Source organism: Bradyrhizobium sp. CCBAU 45394, from assembly GCF_028128655.1.
Taxonomy (GTDB): domain Bacteria; phylum Pseudomonadota; class Alphaproteobacteria; order Rhizobiales; family Xanthobacteraceae; genus Bradyrhizobium; species Bradyrhizobium diazoefficiens.
The window spans coordinates 104,353-129,194 of record NZ_LBIX01000169.1 but is presented as its reverse complement, the minus strand read 5'-3'; the positions used below and the strand labels follow the sequence as shown (position 1 = coordinate 129,194).

At 63.5% G+C, this 24,842-nt stretch carries 25 protein-coding genes; 20 read left to right on the top strand and 5 right to left on the bottom strand.

Annotation, left to right across the window (positions count from 1 at the left end):
* Positions 1-93: 93 nt before the first annotated feature.
* From WN73_RS26535 to WN73_RS26510, 6 genes are all read left to right on the top strand, one after another.
* Positions 94-678, top strand: coding sequence for a HutD/Ves family protein (locus WN73_RS26535; protein WP_028174237.1), 585 nt, complete (start codon positions 94-96; stop codon positions 676-678).
* 106 nt (positions 679-784) lie between these two features.
* Entirely contained in the window at positions 785-1,978 is a 1,194-nt protein-coding gene (locus WN73_RS26530; RefSeq protein ID WP_028174238.1) for an adenylate/guanylate cyclase domain-containing protein, read from the top strand.
* 716 nt (positions 1,979-2,694) lie between these two features.
* Positions 2,695-2,907 carry a hypothetical protein gene (locus WN73_RS26525; RefSeq protein WP_028174239.1) on the top strand — a complete coding sequence of 71 codons (213 nt, stop codon included), beginning with the start codon at positions 2,695-2,697 and terminating at the stop codon, positions 2,905-2,907.
* 78 nt (positions 2,908-2,985) lie between these two features.
* Positions 2,986-3,177: a hypothetical protein gene (locus tag WN73_RS26520; RefSeq protein WP_074077301.1), complete on the top strand. Its 192-nt coding sequence runs from the start codon at positions 2,986-2,988 to the stop codon at positions 3,175-3,177.
* Entirely contained in the window at positions 3,174-3,386 is a 213-nt protein-coding gene (locus WN73_RS26515) for a hypothetical protein (RefSeq protein ID WP_028174240.1), read from the top strand. The genes WN73_RS26520 and WN73_RS26515 overlap by 4 nt, the downstream gene beginning before the upstream one ends.
* Before the next feature lie 179 nt (positions 3,387-3,565).
* Entirely contained in the window at positions 3,566-4,363 is a 798-nt protein-coding gene (locus tag WN73_RS26510; RefSeq protein ID WP_028174241.1) for an adenylate/guanylate cyclase domain-containing protein, read from the top strand.
* Positions 4,364-4,419: 56 nt separating this feature from the next.
* Here WN73_RS26510 and WN73_RS26505 read toward each other — a convergent pair whose 3' ends face one another.
* A complete protein-coding gene (locus WN73_RS26505; RefSeq protein ID WP_028174242.1) occupies positions 4,420-5,682 on the bottom strand; it encodes an ROK family protein in 1,263 nt (420 codons plus the stop codon).
* Positions 5,683-5,939: 257 nt separating this feature from the next.
* Here WN73_RS26505 and WN73_RS26500 point away from each other — a divergent pair, with 257 nt between their 5' ends.
* The 4 genes from WN73_RS26500 (at position 5,940) to WN73_RS26485 (ending at position 11,029) form a co-directional block, all read left to right on the top strand.
* Positions 5,940-6,902 carry a sugar-binding protein gene (locus tag WN73_RS26500; protein WP_028174243.1) on the top strand — a complete coding sequence of 321 codons (963 nt, stop codon included), beginning with the start codon at positions 5,940-5,942 and terminating at the stop codon, positions 6,900-6,902.
* Positions 6,903-6,963: 61 nt separating this feature from the next.
* Positions 6,964-8,490, top strand: coding sequence for a sugar ABC transporter ATP-binding protein (locus WN73_RS26495; protein ID WP_271555351.1), 1,527 nt, complete (start codon positions 6,964-6,966; stop codon positions 8,488-8,490).
* Positions 8,487-9,545: an ABC transporter permease gene (locus tag WN73_RS26490; protein WP_011085059.1), complete on the top strand. Its 1,059-nt coding sequence runs from the start codon at positions 8,487-8,489 to the stop codon at positions 9,543-9,545. The genes WN73_RS26495 and WN73_RS26490 overlap by 4 nt, the downstream gene beginning before the upstream one ends.
* 137 nt (positions 9,546-9,682) lie before the next feature.
* On the top strand, positions 9,683-11,029 hold the full coding sequence (locus WN73_RS26485) for a carbohydrate porin (RefSeq protein ID WP_011085060.1): 1,347 nt from the start codon (positions 9,683-9,685) through the stop codon (positions 11,027-11,029).
* A gap of 121 nt (positions 11,030-11,150) precedes the next feature.
* Here WN73_RS26485 and WN73_RS26480 read toward each other — a convergent pair whose 3' ends face one another.
* Positions 11,151-11,804: a hydrolase gene (locus WN73_RS26480; RefSeq protein ID WP_028174245.1), complete on the bottom strand. Its 654-nt coding sequence runs from the start codon at positions 11,802-11,804 to the stop codon at positions 11,151-11,153.
* 151 nt (positions 11,805-11,955) lie between these two features.
* On the opposite strand from WN73_RS26480, the gene WN73_RS26475 reads away from it, so the two are divergent.
* The 8 genes from WN73_RS26475 (at position 11,956) to WN73_RS26440 (ending at position 20,583) form a co-directional block, all read left to right on the top strand.
* The gene (locus tag WN73_RS26475; protein WP_028174246.1) at positions 11,956-12,831 is read left to right on the top strand and encodes a LysR family transcriptional regulator; all 876 of its coding nucleotides are present in this window, start codon (positions 11,956-11,958) and stop codon (positions 12,829-12,831) included.
* 162 nt (positions 12,832-12,993) lie between these two features.
* Positions 12,994-13,746, top strand: coding sequence for an IclR family transcriptional regulator (locus tag WN73_RS26470; protein ID WP_039183923.1), 753 nt, complete (start codon positions 12,994-12,996; stop codon positions 13,744-13,746).
* A 121-nt stretch (positions 13,747-13,867) separates the two neighbouring features.
* The gene (locus tag WN73_RS26465; RefSeq protein WP_311996194.1) at positions 13,868-14,779 is read left to right on the top strand and encodes an amidohydrolase family protein; all 912 of its coding nucleotides are present in this window, start codon (positions 13,868-13,870) and stop codon (positions 14,777-14,779) included.
* On the top strand, positions 14,776-15,699 hold the full coding sequence (locus WN73_RS26460) for an SMP-30/gluconolactonase/LRE family protein (protein WP_271555350.1): 924 nt from the start codon (positions 14,776-14,778) through the stop codon (positions 15,697-15,699). The genes WN73_RS26465 and WN73_RS26460 overlap by 4 nt, the downstream gene beginning before the upstream one ends.
* A gap of 274 nt (positions 15,700-15,973) precedes the next feature.
* Positions 15,974-17,338 carry an MFS transporter gene (locus WN73_RS26455; RefSeq protein ID WP_039183926.1) on the top strand — a complete coding sequence of 455 codons (1,365 nt, stop codon included), beginning with the start codon at positions 15,974-15,976 and terminating at the stop codon, positions 17,336-17,338.
* Between the two features lie 2 nt (positions 17,339-17,340).
* Positions 17,341-18,255: an NAD(P)-dependent oxidoreductase gene (locus WN73_RS26450; protein ID WP_028174250.1), complete on the top strand. Its 915-nt coding sequence runs from the start codon at positions 17,341-17,343 to the stop codon at positions 18,253-18,255.
* Positions 18,256-18,289: 34 nt separating this feature from the next.
* Complete coding sequence (locus WN73_RS26445) at positions 18,290-19,612, top strand: MFS transporter (protein WP_011085068.1); 1,323 nt, start codon at positions 18,290-18,292, stop codon at positions 19,610-19,612.
* Positions 19,609-20,583 carry an amidohydrolase family protein gene (locus tag WN73_RS26440; protein ID WP_333923664.1) on the top strand — a complete coding sequence of 325 codons (975 nt, stop codon included), beginning with the start codon at positions 19,609-19,611 and terminating at the stop codon, positions 20,581-20,583. The genes WN73_RS26445 and WN73_RS26440 overlap by 4 nt, the downstream gene beginning before the upstream one ends.
* A 19-nt stretch (positions 20,584-20,602) precedes the next feature.
* Here the strand turns inward: WN73_RS26440 and WN73_RS26435 are convergent, their stop codons facing one another.
* The 3 genes from WN73_RS26435 to WN73_RS26425 all read right to left on the bottom strand — a co-directional run bounded on the left by WN73_RS26435 (position 20,603) and on the right by WN73_RS26425 (position 22,211).
* Positions 20,603-21,280, bottom strand: a complete 678-nt coding sequence (locus WN73_RS26435) for an RraA family protein (RefSeq protein ID WP_271555348.1) — start codon at positions 21,278-21,280, stop codon at positions 20,603-20,605.
* 255 nt (positions 21,281-21,535) lie between these two features.
* Complete coding sequence (locus tag WN73_RS26430) at positions 21,536-21,664, bottom strand: hypothetical protein (protein ID WP_007600646.1); 129 nt, start codon at positions 21,662-21,664, stop codon at positions 21,536-21,538.
* Between the two features lie 85 nt (positions 21,665-21,749).
* On the bottom strand, positions 21,750-22,211 hold the full coding sequence (locus WN73_RS26425) for a universal stress protein (RefSeq protein ID WP_011085072.1): 462 nt from the start codon (positions 22,209-22,211) through the stop codon (positions 21,750-21,752).
* 798 nt (positions 22,212-23,009) lie between these two features.
* Between WN73_RS26425 and WN73_RS26420 the strand changes: the two genes are divergently transcribed.
* The gene (locus WN73_RS26420) at positions 23,010-23,393 is read left to right on the top strand and encodes a response regulator (RefSeq protein WP_011085073.1); all 384 of its coding nucleotides are present in this window, start codon (positions 23,010-23,012) and stop codon (positions 23,391-23,393) included.
* Positions 23,394-23,646: 253 nt separating this feature from the next.
* Positions 23,647-24,786: an FIST signal transduction protein gene (locus WN73_RS26415; protein WP_271555347.1), complete on the top strand. Its 1,140-nt coding sequence runs from the start codon at positions 23,647-23,649 to the stop codon at positions 24,784-24,786.
* Positions 24,787-24,842: the final 56 nt, after the last annotated feature.

Here is a 24,842-nt window from a genome sequence, read left to right as displayed (position 1 = left end):
AACGGCCGTCGAACGGGTTGGCAAAGCGGGTTCGCCACGCGCATGATGCTGCGTGATATCTCGCCCTTTTGCGATCCCGGACGACCCAGGAACATGAAAACCACGCTGCTGAAATCCGAATACTACACCCGCTCGCCCTGGAAGAACGGCGGCGGCATCTTCACCGATATTGCGGATGCGCATCGTGCAGGCAGCCCGACGAAGGATTGGGACAGTCTGCTCTGGCGCTTTGCGTCCACGCCGATCGTGGCGCCCGGTCCGTTCTCCTACATGCCCGGCATCGACCGCTTGCAGATGGTCGTGGGTGGGCGCGGGCTGGTGCTGAAAGCACCGGGGCGGGAATTCGACGAGCGCGAGCCGTTCACGACCGTGCGCTTCACCGGCGAGCTCGAGATCGTGACCGAGCTCGAGGCGGGTCCGGTCGAGGTCGTGAACCTGATGGCCCGGCGCGGTGCGGCGGAGATCGAGCTCCTGGCGCTCCGGGAGCCCGGCGATCGGCCATTGTCCGCCGGCACGCATCTGGTTTACGCGGTTTCCGGCCATTGCAGCATTCGTCTCAATAGCGAGGAGTTTGCGGTTCCCCACGGCAGCACGCTGAAGGTCGAGCTGACCGAGCCGTCCAGGCTGGCGCTCGTCTCGGGGCTGGGGGTGCTGGGATCGATCCGGCTCGCCGGTTAGATCACAACTGTTGCTGATGCGCACGATCCGTGCAACTGGCTAGGTTGACGCGGCCCCGCCAGCGCACGATATCTGCCTTGATGCAAGCCGCCGCGAAGGGCAGGATATGAGCGCACCAGACAAGAATCCCCCCGCGACGCTGTCCGACGGTGTCGTCGACTGGCTGACCAACGGCACGCGCGACGAGCGCTTCATCGACAATATCTTTGCGCAGATGTGCATCCGCCTCCAGCAGGCCGGCATTCCGCTGAAGCGGTCCACGCTTCATGTCCTGATCCATCATCCGCAATGGCTGGGGGCCCGCTTCATGTGGTCCGACGGCATGCGCGAGGCCGAGATTGCGCGGGTCGATTATGACGTGCGCGAGCGGTCCGAATTCATCGGCAGTCCCGCCAACGAAATGTTCGACGGGGCGACCGAGGTGCGCGAGAACCTCGAACGCGATCCGGCGCTCGGCCGCAAGCACGCCCTCTATGACGAGATGCGGACGAAGGGCCTGACCGACTATGTGGCCTGGCCGCTCTACCACACCCTCGGCAAGCGTCATCTCATCACCTTCGCGACCGACCGGCCCGGCGGCTTCGAGGAGGCGCATATCGCTGCGCTGAAGAAGCTGTTGCCGGTGCTGGCGCTGGTCAGCGAGATCCGCATCAAGAACCGCCTGGCGCGGACCCTGCTGGAGACCTATGTCGGCGCACACGCCGGCGAGCTGATTCTCGCCGGCGCTACCCGGCGCGGCACCGGCACCACGGTTCGCGCCGCGATCATGATCTGCGACCTCAGGGATTTCACGAAAATCTCCGACAACTGGCCGCGCGACGACGTCATCGACCTCCTCAACGACTATTTCGACGCGATGTCCGAGCCGATCGCGCGGCACGGCGGCGAGATCCTGAAATTCATCGGCGACGGCCTCCTTGCCATCTTCCCGCTCAGCCAGCCCAACGCCTGCGCAAACCTGCTGCATGCCGTGACCGAGGCTCGAGCGGCCATGGCCGCGCTCAACGAGCGGAATAACGGCAGCGGCCGCGCGCCGCTGAACTACGGCATCGGCGTCCATGTCGGCGACGTCATGTACGGCAATATCGGCTCGACCACCCGGCTCGACTTCACCGTGATCGGCCCGGCCGTCAACATGGCCTCGCGTCTCGAAGCGCTCACCAAGCAGGTGGGACGACCGGTGCTGCTGTCGCGCGACTTCGCCGAGCTGGTGGAGCGAAAGTCCGAGCTGGAGCGGGTGGGCGAGTACGAGGTGCGCGGCTTCAGCGATCCGATCGAGCTGTTCGCGTTTCACGGCTGAAAGCGCCGGGCGAAAGGCCTAGTAGAATCCGGCGAAGAACCGGATTGCGAGATATGCCCCTGCGACGACAGCCGCGGTGGCGCCGATTGCAAAGACGACCCTCAGGCTTTCGTCCATCGATCATTGTCTCCTTGAGACGACGCCGACTCCGCAAGGGGGGCTGAGAGCCGGAGCCGCCAAAGTGCCGGTGTCTTGTGGGACCCGGCCTGCGCCAACGTCCGAGCGATGCGCCGGTTCCTGTCAGCCTCATTACCGGATCACGCGATTGCGCGAACGCACGGTTGCTGCGGTGCGCCCTCCCTGCGCGCGTCGCAAGTCGTGCGGATGGGCAATATCGGACGCATTGTCAAAAGAAATCTCCGCGCAGAACTCCTAGGTTGGCTTTACTGGCGGCCCTGCCAATGGTGCCGCACGAACGCATCGACGACAGTCAATGCTGCCGGCGCGATGCAACAGAAAAGGTGATCGACGCATCGGATGCGATCCCAAGAGGAGACGCCAATGCCAAGCTGTTCCGAAGATATTCGCAGTCGAACCGGGCGCTGTGCCGTGTGCGACGGCAGGTTTGGTCTGGTCCGCTACTACTCTTGGCGAAAGCCCCTTTGCTCGAAAAGGTGCCTCGAACGTTTCACGGTGCGCCGGCAGGGTGACTGCGACTGGGTGGGCCGATTTCCGTTGGCTTTCGACACGCTTTCAGAGAACCGCGCGAGGCTCCTATGACCATGCTGATGTCGCGACGAGGAAAGGAATATCTCGAGACGGCGCAGAGCCTGTTGCGCGCAGCCCGGACCATGACGGACGCCGTGGTCGCGGCTCGGCTCGAGATGCTCGCCACTGACTATCAGCGGCGCGCCGAAAAGGCATCAACGGTCGATGCGGCGAAATCGTCGGCGCGTTCGACCGGCACTGGATACGAAGGGTACCCGTGAGGGCGGGTTGCGCCGCCGGTTTGGTCGCTTAACCAGGCCGGCTTGCCAGTTTCCTCTTTTGCCACCTGTGGAGCCGATATGGGCGAAGTTGTTCGACTGGTCACAAGGGCCGAGCGCGAACGAGCGCGTTTGATCCGGGAAGCGCGCGCCATCTGTGACGCCGTCTTTCCACCGACCGATCCCGACGGCAAGCAGCCTGTCAGGCCGCGGGTCGACCACCCGGGCGGCGACGCAAAACCCGAGCAGGTCGAAGGAGTTCTCGTGACATGATCAAGATCATTGCCGTGCTCTGCAGCCTCTCGTCTCCGACAGACTGCCGTGAGCAGATCGTCACGACCTCGGACTTCGCGGACGTGACGATGCAGTCCTGTCTGATGGGCGCGCCGCAGCTTGCCGAATGGATGGCGCAGCATCCAGCCGAACGTCTCGCGGCGTGGCGCTGCACGATCGGCAGGCAGGAGGTTCGCAGAGGAGCGTAGGGTGCGAGTTGTCGAGGCTCGCTGATTGCGTCCGTCACATCAGGAGAATCGGAGCCGGCTCCAGGCGCCGGCCGCCGCGCGCCGGACGGCTTCACGCCGGATCGTATTGCAAACGCGAGGGTGTACCACTACGCTTTGCACTCGGTAGCCCAATCGTTCCTGCAAGTGGCCGCGCGTTCATGCCAAAATTTCTTCGCATCGGAGTCCATTGGTCGAACGTATCGGGGTACACGTCGAAGGCGTGGTGCGTCAGGCGCGTTGGCCCGGTGGTTTTCCTGAAATGGGGTGCCGTGGAGGTCCATGGCACCGGTGCCAGGCGAAAGGTCTACTGGACGCGTCTGCCGCAGGAGAAGACAATTCGTTGCGGCACGGTGCAGCGCGCCCAGGACTATGCCAAGGCCGCGATCGCGCGGCGGCGGAACCATCGCTACGAGCCGTTGACCGGGCCCATTGCGAACCGGCGCCGGTCGGCCGACGGTAGCGCCGAGCCCAAGCAGGCGCTCGCCACCATCCTGATCGTCGATATCGTCGGCTCCACCGCAAAGGCCGCGAAGCTCGGCGATGCGCGATGGACCAAGATCATGGGCCACTATTACGCGGCCGTCCGCAAGGAGCTGAAGACCTCGCGCGGCAAGGAAGTCGTGACGACGGGCGACGGGGTGCTCGCGACGTTCAAGGCGCCGGCGGCCGGCGTCAGTTGCGCGACCGCGATCCGCGAAGCCGTGCGTACGCTGGGCCTCGATGTCAGGGTGGGCCTGCATGCCGGCGAGTACACGGTGAGCGGCGGCGAAATGGTCGGGCTCGCCTTTCACATCGGCACCCGCGTCGCCGCCAAAGCGCGCGCCGGCGAGGTTCTGGTGTCGAGCGCGGTCAAGGACCTGATGAAGACGCAGTCAACGTTCAGCTTCAGGGATCACGGTGTGCATCAGCTCAAGGGCGTGCCGGAGCGGTGGCGGCTCTATCGGGTGGAGGGGTAAGTACCTCCGGCTCGCAAACCCTGACCTCGCCTTGAAAATCAAGCGACCTCCGTTGCTCACTCGGTCGCCTCCATGTGGTTTCGGTCCACCACCCGCAGCGTCCTCCGCACCATGCCGTCGACAATTGCCGTCGACTCGCTTGGACGCAGATAGATCGCCGTGGACTTGAGCAGCCATGGCAACACCGCCTGCTCAAGCCGCTCCTCATAGGCGAGGCGCATCATGTCAAATGCCTGCAGGCCGGGCCCTGCCAGAATGACATGGTGTGGGCGCAGCACGGATATCGTTGCCGCGACCGCCTCGGCAAGCGCGCGACCTGCCTGCTGGAAGAGGTTCTCGAGGCGCGGATCGCCGCCCAGCGCCCGCTCGCGCAGCAGAGCCATCTGCGCCTCGGACGGCTGCTGCGAGTCCGCCGGCGGCAAGTCGAGAAAGGTGCGGGCGTCGCGGTAGAGCGCATAGTCGGCAAGATAGGCCTCGATACAGCCGCGCTGGCCGCAGCGGCATTGCGGACCATCCGGCGCCAGCTTGACATGGCCGATCTCGCTGCCGGCGCCCCAGTGCGCTTCGCCATCGGCGACAACGCCCATCCCGATGCCGTGACCGACCATGATCGTGGCCGAGAGGCCCTCCGCCAGCGCCGGTTCGGCGGCCGTAAGGGCGAGCGCAACTGCGACGGCGTCGTTCGCCATCACGACCTCGACCCCGAACGCCTGACGTATCGGCGTCGCCAGATCGACGTCGGTGATCGACAGTGCCGGGCTCCACAGCGTCCGGCCGGTATCGGCGTTCACGATACCCTGCAGCGCAAGCCCGATTCCCAACAGCTGATGGCGCGGCGTCGCCGTCGCATCAAGCATCGCATTGATCTGCGCGATGACCAGATCGCGCAGTGCGCCTGCATCGAGAGCGCGCGTCGGGAGAGCAAGTCGCGACTGCGCCAGGCCAGAGCCTCCGAAATCGGCGATCAGCGTCTCAATCAGGTTCATGCGTACGGAGACCGCGATGATGCGCCCGAACTCCGGGTTCAAGGTCAGCAGCACGACCGGCCGGCCACGGCGGCGGCCATTCAGCCCGTCCGCATCCTCGTCGTCGGTATCGTCGGACCATGACGTTGCCGCTGTCTCGGTCTCGCACAACAACTCTTCCGCCATCAGTCTCGACGTCAGACCGGAAACGGCGGGGAAGCTCAGTCCCGTGCTCCGGGCGAGCGCCACGCGGGGCAATGGCCCCTGGCGTCGCAAGAGTTCGACGAGGCGGCCGCGGTTCGACCCGCGGGCCAGGCTGGAAACGCGTCGCGGTGGCTCAATCTGGTCAACCATGCTGTCCATTTAATTCTGTTAGTGAATTTAATAGGTGCGTGTCTCGGTAGTGTTGTTGAAAAAGCACAGCCAAAGGGAGTCGTTATGCGTCATATTTACTATTATAATACCCCATGTACTATCTAAACTCGAAGAGTGAGCAAGTGCATCCTGATTTTTCTGTTTTGCTCTGCGACATTTCTTCGCTGTGTGAATAAAATAAGGCGCAAAAAGCGCCGTGAAGTCGCCTGATGCGGGGCGACCAAAGGGAGGTGCACATGAACGGATCAAGGACGAAATTGATAGTGCCGCTGCTCGCGGCCGCCGCGCTCGCGATGACCGCGGGAATGGCGCAGGCGCAGCAGAAAAAGACCATCGCGCTGGTTACCAATGTCGCGGCCGATTTCTGGACCATCGCCGGGCGCGGGCTCGAAAAGGCGCAGAAGGAGCACCCGGACTACAATATCGAATTGATCGTCACCAACGAAGGCACGGCGGCGGGCCAGCGGCGCGAGCTGGACGACCTCCTGGTGCGCGGTGTCGCCGGCATCTCCATCTCGGTGGACGACGCGCCGCACGCAACCGAACAGCTCAACAAGGTTGCGGCCAAGACCGTCTTGATCACGACGGACAGCGACGCGCCGCAGAGCAATCGCCTCGCCTATATCGGCACCGACAACGTCGCGGCCGGGCGGCAGGCCGGCGAGGAGATCAAGAAGGCGTTGCCGAACGGCGGCAAGATCGCGCTGTTTGTCGGCACGATGGACGCGGACAACGCCCGCGAGCGGGTGCAAGGCATCAAGGAAGCGATCGCCGGCACCAAGGTCGAGCTGGTCGACGTGTTCACCGACCAGGTGGACTTCGCCAAGGCCAAGGCGAACATGGAGAACGTGCTCGTCAAATATCCCGACATCGCACTGCTGTCCGGCCTTTGGAGCTACGAGACACCGCTGATCTATGACGCGGTCAAGGCGGCGGGCAAGGCCGGCAAGGTGAAGATCGTCGGCTTCGACGAGGACCAGCGCACGCTGCGGGGCGTTTCCGACGGCACGATCGAGTCGACGGTGGTGCAGCAGCCGTACGAGTTCGGCTATCTCTCCGCCACCAACATCATCAAGACGCTGAACGGGGACAAGTCCTGGATCCCGGCGGGCGGCAAGCTGATCGTACCGACCAAGGTGATCAGCAAGTCCAACGTCGCGGAGTTCACCGCAGATCTGAAGGCCCTGCTGAAGAAGTAAGTAGCACCGCCTTTCGACGCCCGGCTGGCACTGCCGCCGGGCGTCGTGCGGGAGGAGATGAATGGCGGAAATCCTGTTCGAACTCGCCGGGATCAGCAAGTCCTATCCCGGGGTCATGGCCCTCGACGATGTCAGCCTGCGCGTGTACCGCGGCGAGGTGCTGGGCCTGATCGGCGAGAACGGCGCCGGCAAATCGACGCTGATGCGCGTGCTGGGTGGCGTGATCGCGCCAACCCAGGGCGTGATCCGCATCGGCGGCGTCGACCGCGCCCGCATGACGGTGAGCGAGGCGACGCAGGCCGGCATCGCCTTCGTGCATCAGGAATTGAACCTGTTCGAGAATCTCGACGTCGCCGCGAACGTCTTCATCGGACGCGAGAAGCTTGTCGGCGGCCCGCTGAAGCTGGTGGACAATGCTGAGATGCGCGCCCGCGTGACGCCGCTGCTGGAGCGGCTGGGTGCCGATTTCCCTCCTGACACACTGGTCGACAATCTGTCGATCGCCGAGCGCCAGATGGTGGAGATCGCCAAGGCGCTTTCGATCGACGCCCGCGTGATCATCATGGACGAGCCGACCTCCAGCCTGACGATTTCGGAGACCGAGCGGCTGCTCGAGGTGATTGCCGATCTGAAGGCGCACGGCATCGCGGTCATCTATATCTCGCATCGGCTCGGCGAGATCATGACCTGCGCCGACCGCGTCGTGGTGCTGCGCGACGGGCGCACGGTGGGGGAGCTGGCGCGAGACGAGTTGAGCCATGCCGCAATGATCCGGCTGATGATCGGCCGCGACCTGAAAGCGCTGCATACGCCGCCGAAACGGCCGCCGCAGCCGGGTGGCTGCGACATCCTCGGCCTCGTGACATCGGCCTTTCCCGATCGGCAGATCGATCTCTCCGTGCGGCATGGCGAGATCCTCGGACTGGCGGGGCTGGTGGGTGCCGGTCGCACCTCGCTTGCCCGCGCGGCCTTCGGCATCGATCCGCTGCTGGGTGGCGAGATCAGGATCGACAACGCGCCGGTCGATGTCACATCGCCGCGGGACGCGATCAGGCAAGGCATCTATCTGATGCCGGAGGACCGCAAGAAATCCGGGCTCGTGCTGGAGCTGCCGATCCGGGAGAACGTGACGCTGGCAAGCCTGCTGAATTATGCCCGGATGTGGCTGGTCAGCGGCGCGGCCGAGCGCAAGGTGGCGAAGGAGCAGGTCAGACGCCTCTCCATCAAGGCGCCGAGCGTCGATATCGAGGCCGTCACGCTCTCCGGCGGCAACCAGCAGAAAGTCGTGCTGGGCAAGTGGCTCTCCATGCAGCCGCGCGTGATGTTCTTCGACGAGCCGACCCGCGGCGTCGATGTCGGTGCCAAGAGCGAGATCTACGCGCTGATGCGCGAGCTCGCCGACCACGGCGTCGCGATCGTGATGATCTCCTCGGACATGGAGGAGGTGATCGGCGTTTCCGACCGGATCGCGGTGATGCATGAGGGGAGTGTCAGCGGCGTGCTGGAGCGCCCGCAGTTCAGCGAATACAACGTGTTGCAGCTCGCAATGGGCCAGGCGCCGGAAACCGTGGAAGCGGCGGCGCCATGATCAAGAAGGAACTCGGCCTGGGCCTGCTGCTCGTGGTGATTTCCGCCATCACGGGCCTGATCAATCCGGCCTTCCTGTCGCTGGTGAACCTGCTGAACATGGCCAATCTGATTGGCCTGTTCGGTGTGTTTGCGCTGGGCGAGGGGCTCGTGATCATCACCGGCGGCATCGACCTTTCGCTCGGCTCGATGTTCGCGCTGCTCGGCGTCATCTTCATCGATCTTCTGACGACTCATCAGGTTCATTGGCCGCTGGCGCTGCTGGCCGTGTTGCTGGGCGGACTCGTGCTGGGCGCCATTCAGGGTCTTCTCGTCACCCGGCTGAAGATGCAGCCCTTCATCGTGACGCTGTGCGGGTTGCTGATCTATCGCGGCGCCGCGCGCTACTATACGAGCGACTCGACGCGCGGCTTCGGCTACGGCGACGAGGCCGGGACACTGAGCAACATTGCCTCCGGCAACTTGGCGGGCATCCCGAACACCTTCATCCTTTTGATCGTCCTTGCGCTCGTCCTCGGCGTGCTGCTGCATCGCTCGGTCTACGGGCGCTGGCTTTATGCCGTCGGCAAGAACGAGGAAGCGGCGCGCTTCTCGGGCATCAACACGAATCTCGTGATCGCAACCGCCTATATCATCAGCGGTGGGCTGGCCGGCGTTTCAACAGTCCTGTTCGTGTTCTACACGAACTCGGTGTCTCCGAGCTCCTTTGGCAATTTCTATGAGCTCTACGCGATCGCAGCTGCCGTCCTGGGCGGGTGCAGCCTGCGCGGCGGCGAGGGCTCCATTCTCGGTATCGTGCTGGGGACTGCGCTGCTACAGGTGCTGCAGAACCTCGTGAATATCCTGGGCATCCCCAATTCCTTGAACTTCGCGGTGATGGGGACCGTGATTCTGATCGGCGTGCTGGCGGATCAGCAATTGCAGGCGCGCCGGCGGCGCAGGCAGGCCCTCGCGGGCCTCGCTCGCACGGCGCCGAAATCGACACCGTTGCAAGGACAAGGCGCGTCACCGCGCGCCGCGGATGCCTTGCCGGTGAGAACGAGTGATCAAGCATGACGAATCCACGCTCCAGTTGACACAAGGCCGCTTCGTCGGCGGCCGCTGGGGGAGGGAGTGCGTTCCTGGCTCGAGGGCTTTGGGCCGGAACGTGAGGCAAAACAAGCAAAGCCTGAGACGGCGGGAGGACGAGTAAGATGTTGCGCAGGTTTGTAAACACCGCACGAGTGTGCAGTGTGGGGATTGCTTTCTCGTCGCTGCTGGGCGGCGCGGTGCATGCGGCCGATTTTTCGACGAAAGCTGCTCCTGTTCCTTATGCTGCCGACGATTTCTGGACGAGACCGTATCTATTCGGCGATCTCGGCAGGACGAAGCTGAAGGAGCAGGGCATCGAGCTGGGCCTGACGCTGGGTAACGAATCTGTCGGCAACGTCACGGGTGGAAGCAGGAACACCGCAGCCAACGCCGGTCAGCTGTGGTTCGGCGCGAAGCTCGATATGGGGAAGCTCGCGGGCATCCCCGGCGGCACGGTCGGTCTGACGCTGGTCGACCGCTTCGGCAAGAATCTGAACACCGAAGCGGACATTCCCGCCTTGCAGCTGACCAACGAGGTGTTTGGCCGCGGCAATATTCTGCGCCTGACACAACTCTACTACTCGCAGAAGCTTTTCGATGACCGCCTCGAACTCAAGGGCGGCCGTCTTCCGGTCGGCTCCGACTTCTTCTTCGGCCTGTGCGAGTTCATTAACCTGACCTTCTGCGGCGGCCAGCCCGGCAACATCCAGGGTGGCTACATCTACAACTGGCCGGTGAGCCAATGGGCCGGTGTCGTCCATTACAAGCTGGCGCCGGAATTCACGATTTCGGTCGGCGTCTACGATGCCAATCCGAATTATCTGACGACGTCAGACCCTGCCATCTACTTCCTGCCGGGCATCCCCGCCTCAAGCCGCGCCAGCGGCGTGATGGTGCCGGTGGAGTTGGTCTGGGCGCCGTCGGGGCCGCTGAACGGGACCTGGAGATTGGGCGGCTGGTATGACAGCGCATCGACCATTGATGGTGGCCTTCCCGGGGTCATCTCCACCATCCCCGGCATTGGAGGCGTCCCGGATCAAAATCTCGGGGATCAACGCGGCCGCTACGGCGTCTACGAGTCCATCCTTCAGCGCTTGACCGTCGACGGTCCGGGCGCGCAGGGCTGGTACACTTTCCTCAACACGACCGTTGCCGATCACCGGACGTCGTATCAGGACTACCAGATCGCCCTGGGCTTCCGGCATACCGGAACGTTTAGCTGGCGTCCCCAGGACGAAGTCGGCTTCGCGGTGGGCACGACCCACGTGAACTCGGCTGCCCTCAGCCCCAACGCCGGCGGCAACGAAGTTCCGATCGAAGTCTGGTACGGATGGCAGGCGACCGGCTGGCTGAACCTCAAGTTCGACGCGCAGTATGTGATCAATCCCGGCGGGCGCGGCTATAACGCCGTGGGCGTGAAGACCGACAATGCCGTGGTTCTTGGTATGCGCACCGAGGTCCACTTCTGATTCACGGCAACCTGCCCGGATCAGGACATTGAGCGAGCCGGCAGTGAGAGGTGCATGCCCCAATCGGGGCATGCACGAAAGTCACCGTTCCAGATCGAGGATCCTCATCACCCGGTTCAGCTCAGCCCGCGCGTTTCGGTACCGGTGTGTTGAGCAGCTGCTGCTCCCACAGGAACGCGATGCCGCTCCCGCCGGCATGCTGCAGGATCACCTCCGTCAGCTTGACGGCTTGATCGGCCCTGGCCCAGTCGCGCTGCCATTCGGCCGCCACTGCCAGCCAAGTCATCATGTTGGCGCCAGCCGTAATCATGCGCTGGATGGCGACCTCGTGGGCCTCGACCGAAACGGCGCCGGACGCATCTGTGACCACAGTGACGTCCCAGCCTTCGCCGAGGGCCTGGATCGTCGGCATCGCGACGCATATCTCGGTCCACAGACCGGCGATGATCAGCTGCTTGCGGCCCGTCGCCTTGACCGCGTCCACCACCTTCTTATCCTGCCAGGTGTTGATGAACGTCCGGTCGATCACCTCCTGTCCGGGGAACACTTCGGTGATCTGGGGGAAGAGCAGGCCACCCCGCTCGGCAATCACGCTCGTCAGGATCGTGGGGACACCGAAGGCCTTGGCTGCCTTCGCGAGAGCTGCCGTGTTGTTGATCACCATCTGCGGTTCGTGGCTGTTCACGTTCGCAAGCTGATAGGGCTGGTGGTCGATCAGGACGAGCACTGAGTCTTCGGGACGAAGAAGCGAAGCAAGGCCGTTACGAAGTTTCATCATGACATCCTTTGTTGCCGTTCAATGCGGCATCGGTTTTGGGGAGATGCTCGCCAAAGGCGGGCCACCTGCAGGGCTTATTGCCGTTCCCGTGTTCGATGCGGTAGTACCGTTTTGTGGCGAGCTGTGTCGCGAAATGAGGAACGCCAAAGTGGACATCGAGGAGCTGCGGACATTCGTAGAAGTTGCTGATGCTGGCGGAGTTTCGCCTGCTGCGCTCCGGCTCGGCGTCTCCAAGTCAATCGTCAGCCGACGGCTCTTGCGGCTTGAATCGGAACTTGGTGTCCAGCTTCTTGCACGAACCACCCGCGGCGCCGCTCTAACGGAAGCTGGGGTGACGTTCCGAGACTATGCTGCCAGAGTCTGCACCGAGATCGACGTAGCCAAAGAGACGATCCTGCCTGCCGGCGAGCTTCGTGGACGCTTGCGAGTTGCTGTGCCGCTGTCCTTCGGCTCGAGCTACTTCGCCCCCATGATGGCGGAAATGGCGCGACGACACCCTCAGCTCCAAATCCACACCTGCTACAGTGACCAATTCGTCGATCTCATCGCAGGAGGTTATGACTGCGCGATTCGGATTGGCTATCTTCAAGACTCCAATTTGATCGCCAAGCGCGTCGGACCGATCTACGGCAAGTTCGTTGCGAGTCCTGGCTACGTCAAAGAGCACGGGTCGCCTGAGACACCCGAGGAACTCGTCGCCCATCAAGCGCTCATGCAGGGCACCGAAACTTGGCAGCTCATGGACGGCGACAAGATCATCACGGTTCGTCCACAGGGTCGCTTCAAGGCCGACAACGGCACTGCTCTGGCGGCCGCCGCAACAGCAGGGCTCGGGATTGCCTACCTCCCCGATTTCCTTACCAATGAATTGCTGGCATCGGGTGCGCTTGTTTCCGTCATGACCCGTCATCCACCACCTCCGGCGGGTGCCTATGTCATCCGCCCGCCGGGCCAGCATCCCGCGCGGAAGATCCGGGTCCTCACGGAATTGCTGATCGAGCATTGCAATCCGGTCTCGGGATAACGATCAGCTTCGCCTTCACGGCAAAACGACCCGCGGACCTTACGCAGAGCTGCCCAGCTCGGAACGCGATCTCTCGATATCCCGCCAAAGCCCTGCAGGCCATCGTAGCCCTTCTACCCGCGGCGAGAATGCCGTAGGAAATGGCAGCGACGAGGATTGGACATGGCAAAGCAGACCGAGAAGAAGCCGCCTGCACTCAAAGGCGTATCGGCAGCCGAACGGGCGTTAGCGGTATTGACGGCATTTCGCCGGGGCGACGGCGCCTTGAGCCTGGCTGAGTTGGCCGAGCGGACCGGTCTGGTGAAGAGTACGATCCTGCGGCTAGCTCTATCGCTGCAACGTTACCGACTGCTCGCGCGCCTGCCGGACGGCTCTTATCGGCTCGATGCGGAGACCTTGCGTCTCGGGACAGCCTATCAGCAGGCGTTTCGTCTGTCCGATCATGTCATGCCTGTGCTTGAGCAGCTCGCGGCGAAAACCGGCGAGACGACGTCCTTCTATGTGCGAAACGGCGAGGAGAGGCTGTGTCTTTTCAGGGTGGAGACCACCAATCGGATCCGGATGACCGTGCAGCCGGGCGACACCCGTCCCATGGACAAGTCCGCCATTGCCCAAACGCTCCGCCGCTACGAGTCCGGGCCGCCTCGACCGGATGACGAATTGCCGCTGTTCACCTCCGGCATCACGGATCCTCATGCGGCCGCTCTCGCCATGCCCGTCTTCGGCATCGGCGACTCCCTGGTCGGGGCGCTCGCCATCTCCGGGCCGGTCAGTCGGCTGACGGCGGCGCGCGCAGAGCAAATCAAGGGCGCGCTGGTCGAGGCTGCAAACAGGCTCACTGTGGCATGCGGGGGAACCCCGCCATCTGGAGCCGGAAAGAGCACCCGCAAACGGGCGGCCAGCCTGTCTGCGTAAAACGCAACGTCGTTTCATTTTTTATTGCCTGGTCCGTCGACGCGACTTATAAGGCTCGCCATAACAAAGTATGGGGAGGACGAACGTCGTGGCTTCAGCTTCGCTCACGCGGAGGACGGTCTTGGCCGGACTCACTGCATCCGCGCTTCCCCGGTTTGCGACAGCGCAGGAGGTGCGCTGGTCGAGCGGCTCGGAGAAGCCGCACTTCGTTCCGCCGCCGGGCGCGACCGATTGCCATTTCCACACCTATGACAAGAGCTATCCGGTCATGAAGGGCGCGACGCTGCTGCCCGAGGACGCCTTGCCCGAAGATTATCGCGCCCTGCAGCGCCGGATCGGCACGACGCGGGGCGTCATCATCCAGCCCTCGACTTACGGTACGGACAACCGGCTGCAGATTGCGTCACGACGGGCGCTTGGGCCGGAGAACTTTCGCGTGGTCGCCGTTGTGCCCGAGGACGTATCGGATACCGATCTGCAACGGCTCGACGAGCAGGGCGTCCGCGGTGTCCGCTTCAATCTCGGTTTTCCGGGAGCGTTGACGGTGGACTCTCTCAAGTCGCTCGCCCCGAGACTGGCCAATCTCGGTTGGCACTGCCAGATCAACATGCGTCCCAAGCAGATTGAGGACAATGCGGACCTTCTGGCGTCTTTGCCCGGGGGCCTCGTCTTTGACCACTTGGCCCAGATACCGCAGCCGGCTGGCCTGGAGAGCGCGCCTTACAAGATCATCCGCGGCTTGCTCGACCGCGGCAAGACCTGGGTGAAGCTGTCAGGTCCCTATGTGTCGAGCAAGCAGGGTGCGCCGGACTACGCTGACGCCGGAGCCGTCGCGGCGGCCTATGTCAAGGCGGCGCCCGAGCGAATGGTCTGGGGCAGCGACTGGCCGCACCCTTCCGAGAAGGAGCGCAAGCCTGACGATGCGCATCTGCTCGATCTTTTCGCCGTATGGGCGGGAGGCGATGCGGTGTTCAAGCGCATCCTCGTCGACAACCCTGCCGAACTCTACGGTTTTCCCAAGGTCGCGCCATGACGTTCTTCGCCCCACCGCGCCGGATCGAAACCAGCATCTTCACACGGCTTCCGGACCAGTTCCGCAAGCCACGCCGCACCGCCTGGGCGGACGCCAATCAGGGCGGACGTGAGATCGACTCCTTCCTTGAAGGGCCATCCTTCGATCGGCAGGGCCGACTGTATGTCACCGATATTCCGTATGGACGCATCTTCCGTGTCAGTCCGGAAGGCGCGTGGGAGCTCGTGACCGAGTATGACGGGTGGCCGAACGGGCTGAAGATTCACCGCGACGGCCGCATGTTCATCACCGACTACAAGCGCGGGATCATGCTGCTGGATCCGGCCAGCGGCAGCGTAACGCCATTTCTGGAGACGGCGGCAAGCGAGAGCTTCAAGGGCGTGAACGATCTCATCTTCGCGCCGTCGGGTAATCTTTACTTCACCGATCAGGGCCAGACCGGGATGCACGATCCCACGGGCCGGGTCTGGAAGCTCGCGCCCGACGGCCGGCTCACCTGCCTGATCAACACGATCCCGAGTCCGAACGGCATCGTCGTCGACCACGAGGAGAGCTTTCTGCTGGTGGCTGTGACACGGGCCAACCAGGTCTGGCGCGTGCCACTGCCGGCCAGTGGCCTGACGACGAAGGTCGGCATATTCTCGCACCTGCACGGCGGTCCCGGCGGCCCCGACGGCTTGGCGCTGGACAGCGGCGGCAACCTGCTGGTCTGCCACACCGGCTTCGGCTCCGTGTGGCGGCTGTCCCCCCTGGCCGAGCCGCTTGACCGCATCGTTTCCTGCGCGGGCGTGGGCACGACTAATCTTGCGTTCGGCGGACCGGAACGAAAGAGCCTTTTCATTACCGAGAGCCGCACGGGAACACTGCTCCGCGCCGAACTCGAAACGCCGGGCATGCCGCTGTTCTCGCACGCCGACTAGGTCAGCGCCCGGCTCGCGATCAGTTCGGTATGCATCGGAGCAGGTGGCCGCATATCGCAAACGCGCGGCAGCCTGTCTCTCTCCAGGCCTCCCGGACACCGTAACCGGCGGCCAGCACTCCACTTTTCCAGGGGAGCGCCTCCGATCGGCGACGCAAGCGCTTCGCTGTAACTTCTATAAAATGAAACGGCGTTTCATTATAAATTGCAACGTCGTTCTATTTTTGCTATGGCGCGTCATGGCCGGGAAACATCGGCCGGTCTCGGAGGGAACAATGGCAAGTGTCTCTGCCGCGTCGGTCGGCGCCGGCTTCACACCCGAGCAGGAGAAAATCCTCTCGAAGTTGCTGTGGCGGATCGTGCCGTTCCTGCTGCTCTGCTACATCGTCGCTTATCTCGATCGGGTGAACGTCGGCATCGCCAGCCTGACGATGAACCGCGATCTCGGCATCTCGCCTTATGAATTCGGCTGGAGCGCGGGGCTGTTCTTCTTCGGCTATTTCCTCGCAGAAGTGCCGAGCAACCTTGCCTTGCAGGCGATCGGCGCCCGTAAGTGGATCGCGCGCATCCTGATCACCTGGGGCCTGATCTCGGCCGCAACGGCATTCGTGGTCGGTCCCGTCAGCTTCGGCGTCATGCGCTTCCTGCTCGGCCTCGGCGAAGCCGGCTTCACGCCGGGCGTATTCCTCTATTTTACATACTGGTTTCCGGCGCGCGTCCGGGGTACGGCGACCGCGGCGTTCCTGCTCGGCATTCCGATCGCGAACATCGTGGGCGCCCCGATCTCGAGTTCGCTGCTGACGCTCGACGGCTTGGCCGGCTTGCATGGTTGGCAGTGGCTTCTGATCCTGGAAGGCCTGCCGGCGACGCTCCTTGGCTTCGTGTGCTTCTTCACGCTCACCGACAAGCCCGAGCAGGCCAAGTGGCTGAGCCCCGAGGAGCGGAGCTGGCTCGCGGAGGTGCTGGCGGCGGAGCGTCAGGCCATCGCCGCCAAGCACTTATCGCGGCTCAAGGACGCCTTCGTCAATTGGCGGGTCCTTGTCTGCGCCGCCGTCAACTTCTGCGCCATCATCGGCTCCGTCGGGCTTGGCCTGTGGATGCCGCAAATCATCAAGGGCCTCGGCTTCAGTGTCGTTGCCGTCGGCTTTATCGCGGCAATTCCCTACATCTGCGGCGCCGTCACGATGATGCTGTGGGCTCGCCTGTCGGACAGGGGCGGAGAACGAAGCTGGTTCGTGGCATCCGCGCTGCTCGTGGGCGCAGCGTCACTGATTGTCTGCGGCTATGCGACATCGTCCGCGCTGATCTCGATCGTCGCGCTCTGCGGCGCCGTGATCGGGATCATGTGTTACCAGTCCACTTTCTGGCCGATCCCGTCGAGCTTCCTCACCGGCAGCGCTGCCGCCGGCGGCCTCGCGATGATCGTCTCAATCGGCAATCTCGGCGGCTTCGTTGGTCCCTATCTCATCGGCATGATCCGGCAGTCGACCGACAGCTTCTCATGGGCCCTGATCTCGGTGGCCGCATTTCTCACCTTGGCCGCCATCCTGATCCGCGTGGTTGGTGCCAGTCTCCAGCGACCGGGTGGGGCGACTGACCGCCACACCGGCCCGATCGCAAGCCTCTCGAAAGGAATCTGAAGATGAGCGAAAAGCAGCAATTCCGCCTCGGTCTGGTCGGCTATGGCGAGATCGGCAGCACGTTGGGAAAAGGGCTGCGCGAGGCGGGACTGCAGCAGATCTTCTGCTACGACAAATACGCCTTCGACGGTCCATACGCCGACTTGATCCAGAGCCGCGCCAAGGCGGCAGGCGTCACGCTGGTCAAGTCCAACAAGGAATTGGCCGATACCGCGGAGCTGATCTTCAGCGTCACGCCGGGCTCGGCGTCGCTCGAGAGCGCGGATGCGTTTGCACCCGTGCTCGATGGCCGCCACACCTTCCTCGACTTCGCCTCCGCCACTCCGAAGGTGAAGTACGGCGTGGCCGAGCGGCTTGCCAGGACGGGCGCCACGCTCGGTGACGGCTCCATCATGGGGACGCCCAAGCACGGCTATTCGATGCACATGATGTCGAGTGGTCCCGCCGGGCAGCGCGTCGTCGATCTGCTCGTGCCCTGGGGCATGAGCATCGCATTCGCGGGCGAGAAGCTCGGCACGGCTTCGGGCATCAAGATCCTTCGCTCCGTCCTGATCAAGGGCATCGAGGCGCTGATCGACGAGACGCTGTTGGCGGCCCGGTCCTACGGTCTGGACGAAACCGTATTGGCCTCGGCGTCGAAGACGCTCACGCGTCCGTTCATGGACACCGTCGAGAGCCTGACGCCCTCCGGCGTCATCCATGCCAAGCGGCGCACCGAAGAGGTCGAGATGGCCGCCGAGGCGGTCGCGGATGCCGGGATCGAGCCGCTGATGGCGCGCGCCACGGCGGCGCGGCTTCGCTGGAAGGACAGCCTGGGTCTGAAGGAGCATTTCAAGGGCGTCGTTCCCGAAAACTACAAGATCGCCATCGACGCGATCGTGGCCAAGACGCAGGCCGGGGCGAAGGCGGCCGAATAAGGCCAAGCCCGCCGAAGACAACAGGGAGAGAAACGTGACGGCCGCCCGAACGGAAATCGACCAGATCGAAAAGGTGACGATGCGCAGGGTTATCCTGCGCCTCGTGCCGTTCCTGATGATCTGCTACTTCTTCGCGTTGCTCGACCGCGTCAACGTCGGCTTCGCAGCGCTACAGATGAACAAGGATCTGGGGCTGACGCCGGCGATGTTCGGCTTCGCCGCCAGCCTGTTCTTCGTCTCCTACTTCCTGGTCGAGGTGCCCAGTAACCTCGCTCTGCAAAAGGTCGGCGCCCGGCGCTGGATCGCGCGCATCATGATCACCTGGGGATTGGTGACCGCGTGCATGGCGTTCGTCGTCGGGCCGTACTCGCTCTATGCGATGCGCTTCATTCTCGGCGCGGCCGAGGCCGGCTTCTTTCCCGGCGCCATCCTCTATCTGACCTATTGGCTGCCGTCGCAGTATCGGGCACGCATCCTGGCGACGTTCACGGTTTCGATTCCGCTCGCCACGTTCCTGGGCTCGCCGCTTTCGGTCGGCCTGCTTGAACTCGACGGCGCGCTCGGTCTGCGCGGCTGGCAGTGGCTGTTCATCCTGGAAGGGCTGCCGACGGTTCTGCTGGGTCTTGCGTGCCTGTTCGTCCTGACCGACAAGCCCGCGCAGGCGTCCTGGCTGACCCTGGAACAGCGGGAATGGCTGACCCGGCGCATGGAGGCGGAGGCCGCCGCGCGCAAGCCGGTCGGGCATCTCACGCTGTGGCAGCTCGCCACCAACAAGCATTTTCTTGTCATGGCCCTGGTCTGCTCCGGCGCCTCCGCCACGGGCAGCGTGCTGTCGGTCTGGCAACCGCAGTTGCTGAAGTCGTTCGGCCTCTCCAACCTGCAGACCGGCTTTGTCAATGCGATCCCGTACGGCATCGCGACCGTGCTCATGGTGCTGTGGGGCCGCCATTCGGACAGGACGGGCGAGCGCCGCTGGCACACGGCGATCCCGCTCTTGTTCGCAGCAGGTGGTTTTGCGGCACTGGGCATGACCGGGACCGCGGTTGCACCGACCATCGTCATGGTGACGTTCTGCCTGGTCGGCGCATATGCCTTCAAGGGACCGTTCTGGGCACTTTCGGCAAGCTGGCTTTCGGCGAGCACGCTCGCGGCGGGGCTCGCCGGGATCAACGCGATTTCCAACCTGATCGGCGGCGGCCTGATGGTGAACGTCGTCGGAGTTGTCAAGGAGCGGACAGGCAGCTTCGTGCTCGGGATGTTGCCGCTTGCGCTGCTGTGTGCCGTGGCCGCAGCCTGCGTCCTTGTGCTTGGACGCAACGTCGCGCGCGCGGCGGAAATGGCGGCGGTGAAGCCATGAGCGCACGCAGCAAAGGACCGCAGCGCTTCATCACGCGACGCGGCGTTGTCATGGGCATGCTGGCTTGCAGCACAGGCGCTTTGGCTGTCGGCGCGTTGGCTGCCGGGGTGGAGCAGGCGGTGCCCAACAGCACCGGGTCGGCGGCGCCACGCCTGGATGCGCCGGCGGGCGCGTGTGACTGTCATCATCATATCTATGACGGGCGTTTTCCCGTCTCGCCGCATTGGCGCCAGGGCTTTCCGCCGGGCGCGACGGTCGCCGACTATCGGCTGCTGCAGCGGCGGCTCGGCACCACGAGGAGCGTGGTGGTCCAGCCGTCGACATATGGGATCGACAACCGGTGTCTTGTGGACGCGCTGGGCCAGCTGGGCGCCTCGTCGCGAGGGGTTGCCGTCGTTGACACGGATGTCAAGGATGCGGAGCTGCAGGCGCTTGCCGATGCCGGCGTCCGTGCCATCCGCGTCAATTTCGTTTCTCCGCAGACCTGGGGCACGACGACACCGCAGATGCTGACCACGCTCGCAGCGCGGGTGAGTCCGCTCGGCTGGCACGTGCAGATCCTGATGACGGGCGATCAGATCGCCACCCATGAGAGCGTGATCCGGTCGCTTCCCACCAGGGTGGTCATCGACCACCTCGGCCGTATCCCTCAGCCGGAGGGCGTCAAGCATTCGGCATTCGCCGCGATACGCCGCATGCTGGATGGCGGCCGCACCTGGGTGAAGGTGACCGAGCCCTATGAGGACAGCAAGCTCGGGCCGCCCTATGCCGACTCCGGCGAGGTTGCGCGTGCCTACGTGCACGCAGCGCCGGAGCGCATCCTGTGGGGCACGGACTGGCCGCATCCCACCCAGCGCGGGACCAAGCCGGATGATGCCCTGCTGGTCGATCTCCTCGCGGACTGGGCGCCGGACGAACGTACGCGCCGGCGCATCCTGGTCGAAAATCCTGCCGAGCTGTTCGGCTTTTAGCCATTAGACGATAGGCGTCTCAGTCGATGCCTTCGCACTTCAACTGGCGCAATTGCCTGTCCACCCAGGAGGCATCGTGCGTGCCGGCCTCGATGTTGGCGATCTGCTTCTGCTCAGCCTCGAACTTCGCCGTCGCGGCCTTGAACACCGCGCCGGTCTGATCGAACGGCACGCAGAGCAGGCCGTCGTCGTCGCCAATGATGAGGTCACCCGGCTCGATCACCATCCCGTCGATCGCGATCGGCACATTGATCTCACCAGGCCCGTTCTTGTAGGGGCCGCGGTGCGTGACTCCGGCCGCGAAAACCGGGAGCTTTTGGCCGCGAATATGACCGGCGTCGCGGATCGCGCCGTTGATGACCACGCCGGCCACCCCTCGCTTGGCCATTTGCATCAGCATCATCTCGCCGATGATTGCGTTGGTCAGATCGCCGCCGGCATCGACCACGATGATGTCGCCGGGCTCGGCGAGCGCGATCGCCTTGTGCACCATCAGATTGTCACCGGGAGGTGCCTTCACTGTCAACGCGGGGCCTGCGAGCCCGCCACCCTGGTGCATGGGACGAAGCCGGGCGCCGGCTGCCGTCAGGCGGGACATGCTGTCGCTCACATTCGCGACGGGCAGGCGGGCAAAGCCTGCGACGACGTCTTCGCCGACCTTTCGTTTCCGCGGCAAAACTCGAAATCCGGCAGACATCGGTGTTCCTCCACTCGAAGGCGACTATATTTTAGAACGACGTTTCATTATCAGAAAGACGGGCGTTGACGCAAGGCGATCCACCTCGCGTCAGACCCCCTATGCTCGCGGTCGAACATGGCGCGGGACGCCTCTGCGGCGCCGCGGCAGGTTGCCGACAGAGCGGCAGCGAAACGAAAGTCCGATAATCCGTTGACGTATTGGTGGGCTGCTAGCGGCTCTTACCTTGGTATTGGAGAGGTCATCAGCTCAACATCACCGCACGCCCGTGCCCTTGCAACGCTGGCACTTCACCACCTTGTCGCCCTTCTTGAGCAAACCTTTGCCTTCACAGTTTTTGCATTTCTGCTTCTTCTTGATGTTCGGGCCTTTTTCACTGGTCATGAAATTCTCCTGCCGCGAGAGAGCGGTCTTGTCCGGTAGCTCAGCGGAACAGCCGAGCGTCGCCGGGTCAACCCCGAACGGTCATCTATGCCGGCTTCGGCACCACCAGCACCGGAATGCTTCCGTCCACCAGGACCTCGGATGTCTGGCTGCCCAAAAACAGCTTTCTGAGGCCGCGTCGTCCATGAGAGGCCATGACGATCAGATCGCAGCCCCTGGACTTCGCCGTTTCAATGATAGCAGTCGCCGGGTGCGCATTCGGAACGTGCAAAAATTCTGCAGGCGCACCGATCTGCTCCGACATGGCGCGGGCGTCATCAAGCACTTTGCCCGCACGGGCCTTGCAGGCCGCGTTAAAGCTGTCAATCTCGTCCCGCGTCGGAATCCATCCCGAGTCGTGTCCGCCCCCATAGTCAACCGGCATCGCTTCCGTCACGGTGATGATTGTCAACCTGGCGTTCAAGGCCTTCGCCAAGGCAATGCCATGCTCAACGCCTCTTCTCGCGACGTCCGATCCATCCGTGCTCAAGAGAATGTTGGCGTACATTCAGTGGCTCCCTTGCTCGTCGAACAAAGTGATGCCCGGCTAATATGGTCCGATACGCGCCGCGGGTCCATTGCCGCGGTGACAACCAATACGGGTCGTGCGTTAGATTCATGAGCCTTCGAACCCGCGAAGCGGCGGGAGCCCACGGTTTGCCTCTCGTTCTCCGCGCGGCTGCGCCACGCGTAGCCCGCAGGGTTCAGATACCCGCCTTCGCCCTTTGGGCTTCGGCGCGGCAGCCTCACTCGATTCGCCTTGGATGTGTGGCGCTGGCTCGCCGAGCCGAAGCTCGCGAAGCGAGCGAAGGCTGGTGGGCCCGGCAGGACTCGAACCTGCAACCAGACCGTTATGAGCGGCGGGATATGGTGCAGCTTCATTGATCTTGCTGTGCCGTTGTTCGGGTTGGATCGCGTTCGTTGCATTTTGGCGCGGTCGTTTCTGGTGCGAAACTGGTGCGGTGCGCGTGGTGGTTGGTGGGAACGGCGATTGCGTCGATCTCCGTAAGCGAGCAGCAAGACCTGCGTCGCGGTACGGAGCGCTGTCGACCTCGCCTTGCGGACAAGGGAAAGCGACCCCGCATCAACCATCTGCAACGCCGGCTCACGGCCGTTCTTGTGGCAGAGGTGGTTAGCTACCTGTCGGCGCAGCCCCAGATCACGCGTCCCGCCTCAATTCAATGTCGGCGCCACTGCTCGCCATTTTTTGTGATGCGACAGGTAGGCTTGGGTGCTAAATTGTTCTTCAGGCGTCTATTTGGAAGTCTCGGCAAGCGGTACTCACAGTCCGGCTCGAGGCGGTGCGATGCCCAAGATCCTGCTGGTCGAAGACAACGAGATGAACCGCGATATGCTCTCGCGACGCCTCGTGCGCGGTGGGTACGAGGTCATCATTGCCGAGGACGGAGCGCGCGGCGTCGCGATCGCGACGAGCGACAGGCCAGATCTCATTTTGATGGACATGAGCCTACCGGTGATCGACGGTTGGGAGGCGACGCGCCAGATCAAGGCGACGCCCGAACTGCGCAAGATCCCTATCATCGCGCTCACGGCGCACGCCATGGCGACCGACCGGGACAAGGCCCTCAAGGCCGGCTGTGACGACTACGACACAAAACCGATCGAGCTGCAGAGGCTGTTGGGCAAGATCGAGACGCTGCTCGCAGCTACGGGACAATGGAGGAGCTAGAAATTCCGGACAGATGACGAGCTAGCTTCACGGCTTCAGGAGGTTGTCGTCGCCATATTGCGGCCGGCGTAAGAACACACAAAATGGCCGCTCGCCGCGCTCCAGATGGGATGGACTCTGGCCAGGCGGTGGGTGCAGTCCTGCGAATTTCATCGCCGGCACCGGCGATCAGCTACCCTGCTCAGGCGGACGTCCTGACTGGGGCAGAGGCCCGATCGGGGCGGAGAGTTTGTCTTTGTGATGGAGACGACTCATGAAAACAGCGCAGTACGAGTGGTCCAAAAGTGACGGGTGGCGGCCGAATTTGCCAACTGGCGAAGTCGGACGTCAGAGTGTCGTGTTCGTTTTCGGTGCCAGGTCGTTGGTGCAGGCAGGCAGCCTCGTGGGCGAGTTGCGCGACCACTTCAAAGGGGCCGCCATGCTTGGTTGCTCGACTTCCGGCGAGATTCTCGGCGACGTGGTCGTCGACGACTCTGTGAGTGCCACCCTTGTCGACTTCGAACATACGCGACTGCGGTTCGCCTCCGCTACGATTGGTGACGCAAAGGCAAGCTACAACGTCGGAAAGGAGCTCGCGCAGCAGTTGAACGACGCCTCGTTGCGCCACGTGTTCGTGCTTTCGGACGGCTTGCACGTCAATGGCTCCGACCTGGCGCGCGGTCTCGCGAGCGGCGTCTCGGAAGGCGTGTCGATCACTGGCGGCCTTTCCGGAGATGGAACCAACTTCGCCGAGACTTGGGTCATTGCCGACGGTGGCGCTGGCCCTCAGCGCGTGGCGGCGGTCGGTCTGTATGGCGACGATTTGCGCATTGGCTACGGATCGATGGGCGGCTGGCAGGCATTTGGGCCCCTGCGCACCATCACACGGGCCGAAGGCAACATCCTCTATGAGCTGGATGAGCGTTCGGCGCTCGATCTCTATAAATCGTACCTGGGCCCCCACGCCGACCAGTTGCCAAGCTCTGCCTTGCTTTTTCCCATCCTGGTTACCGAGGCAAAGGGCGGCCAGGGCGTCGTCCGAACCGTCCTGTCTGTGGACGAGCAGAAAAAGTCAATGACGTTCGCGGGCGACATCCCACAGGGCGGAACGGCGCAGTTGATGAAGACCAATGTCGACGATCTGGTCGACGGCGCGACCGCTGCCGCCAACGCCAGTCTCAGCGGGCTCGGCGGCAGGCGACCGGACCTTGCAATTCTGGTGAGCTGCGTCGGTCGTAAGCTCGTGATGAAGCAGCGCACCGAGGAAGAAATCGAAGCAATTCGAAATGTCTTCGGGGCGGATGCGAAGATTTCCGGGTTCTACTCGTACGGCGAGCTTTGCCCCTTCATGCATGGCGGCGACTGCCGCCTTCACAATCAAACCATGACAATTACAACTTTCGCCGAGGACTGAACGGTCACAGGGCACAGATGCACAGGCTGCTACGACGCCAGCTCAGAAAGCACCTC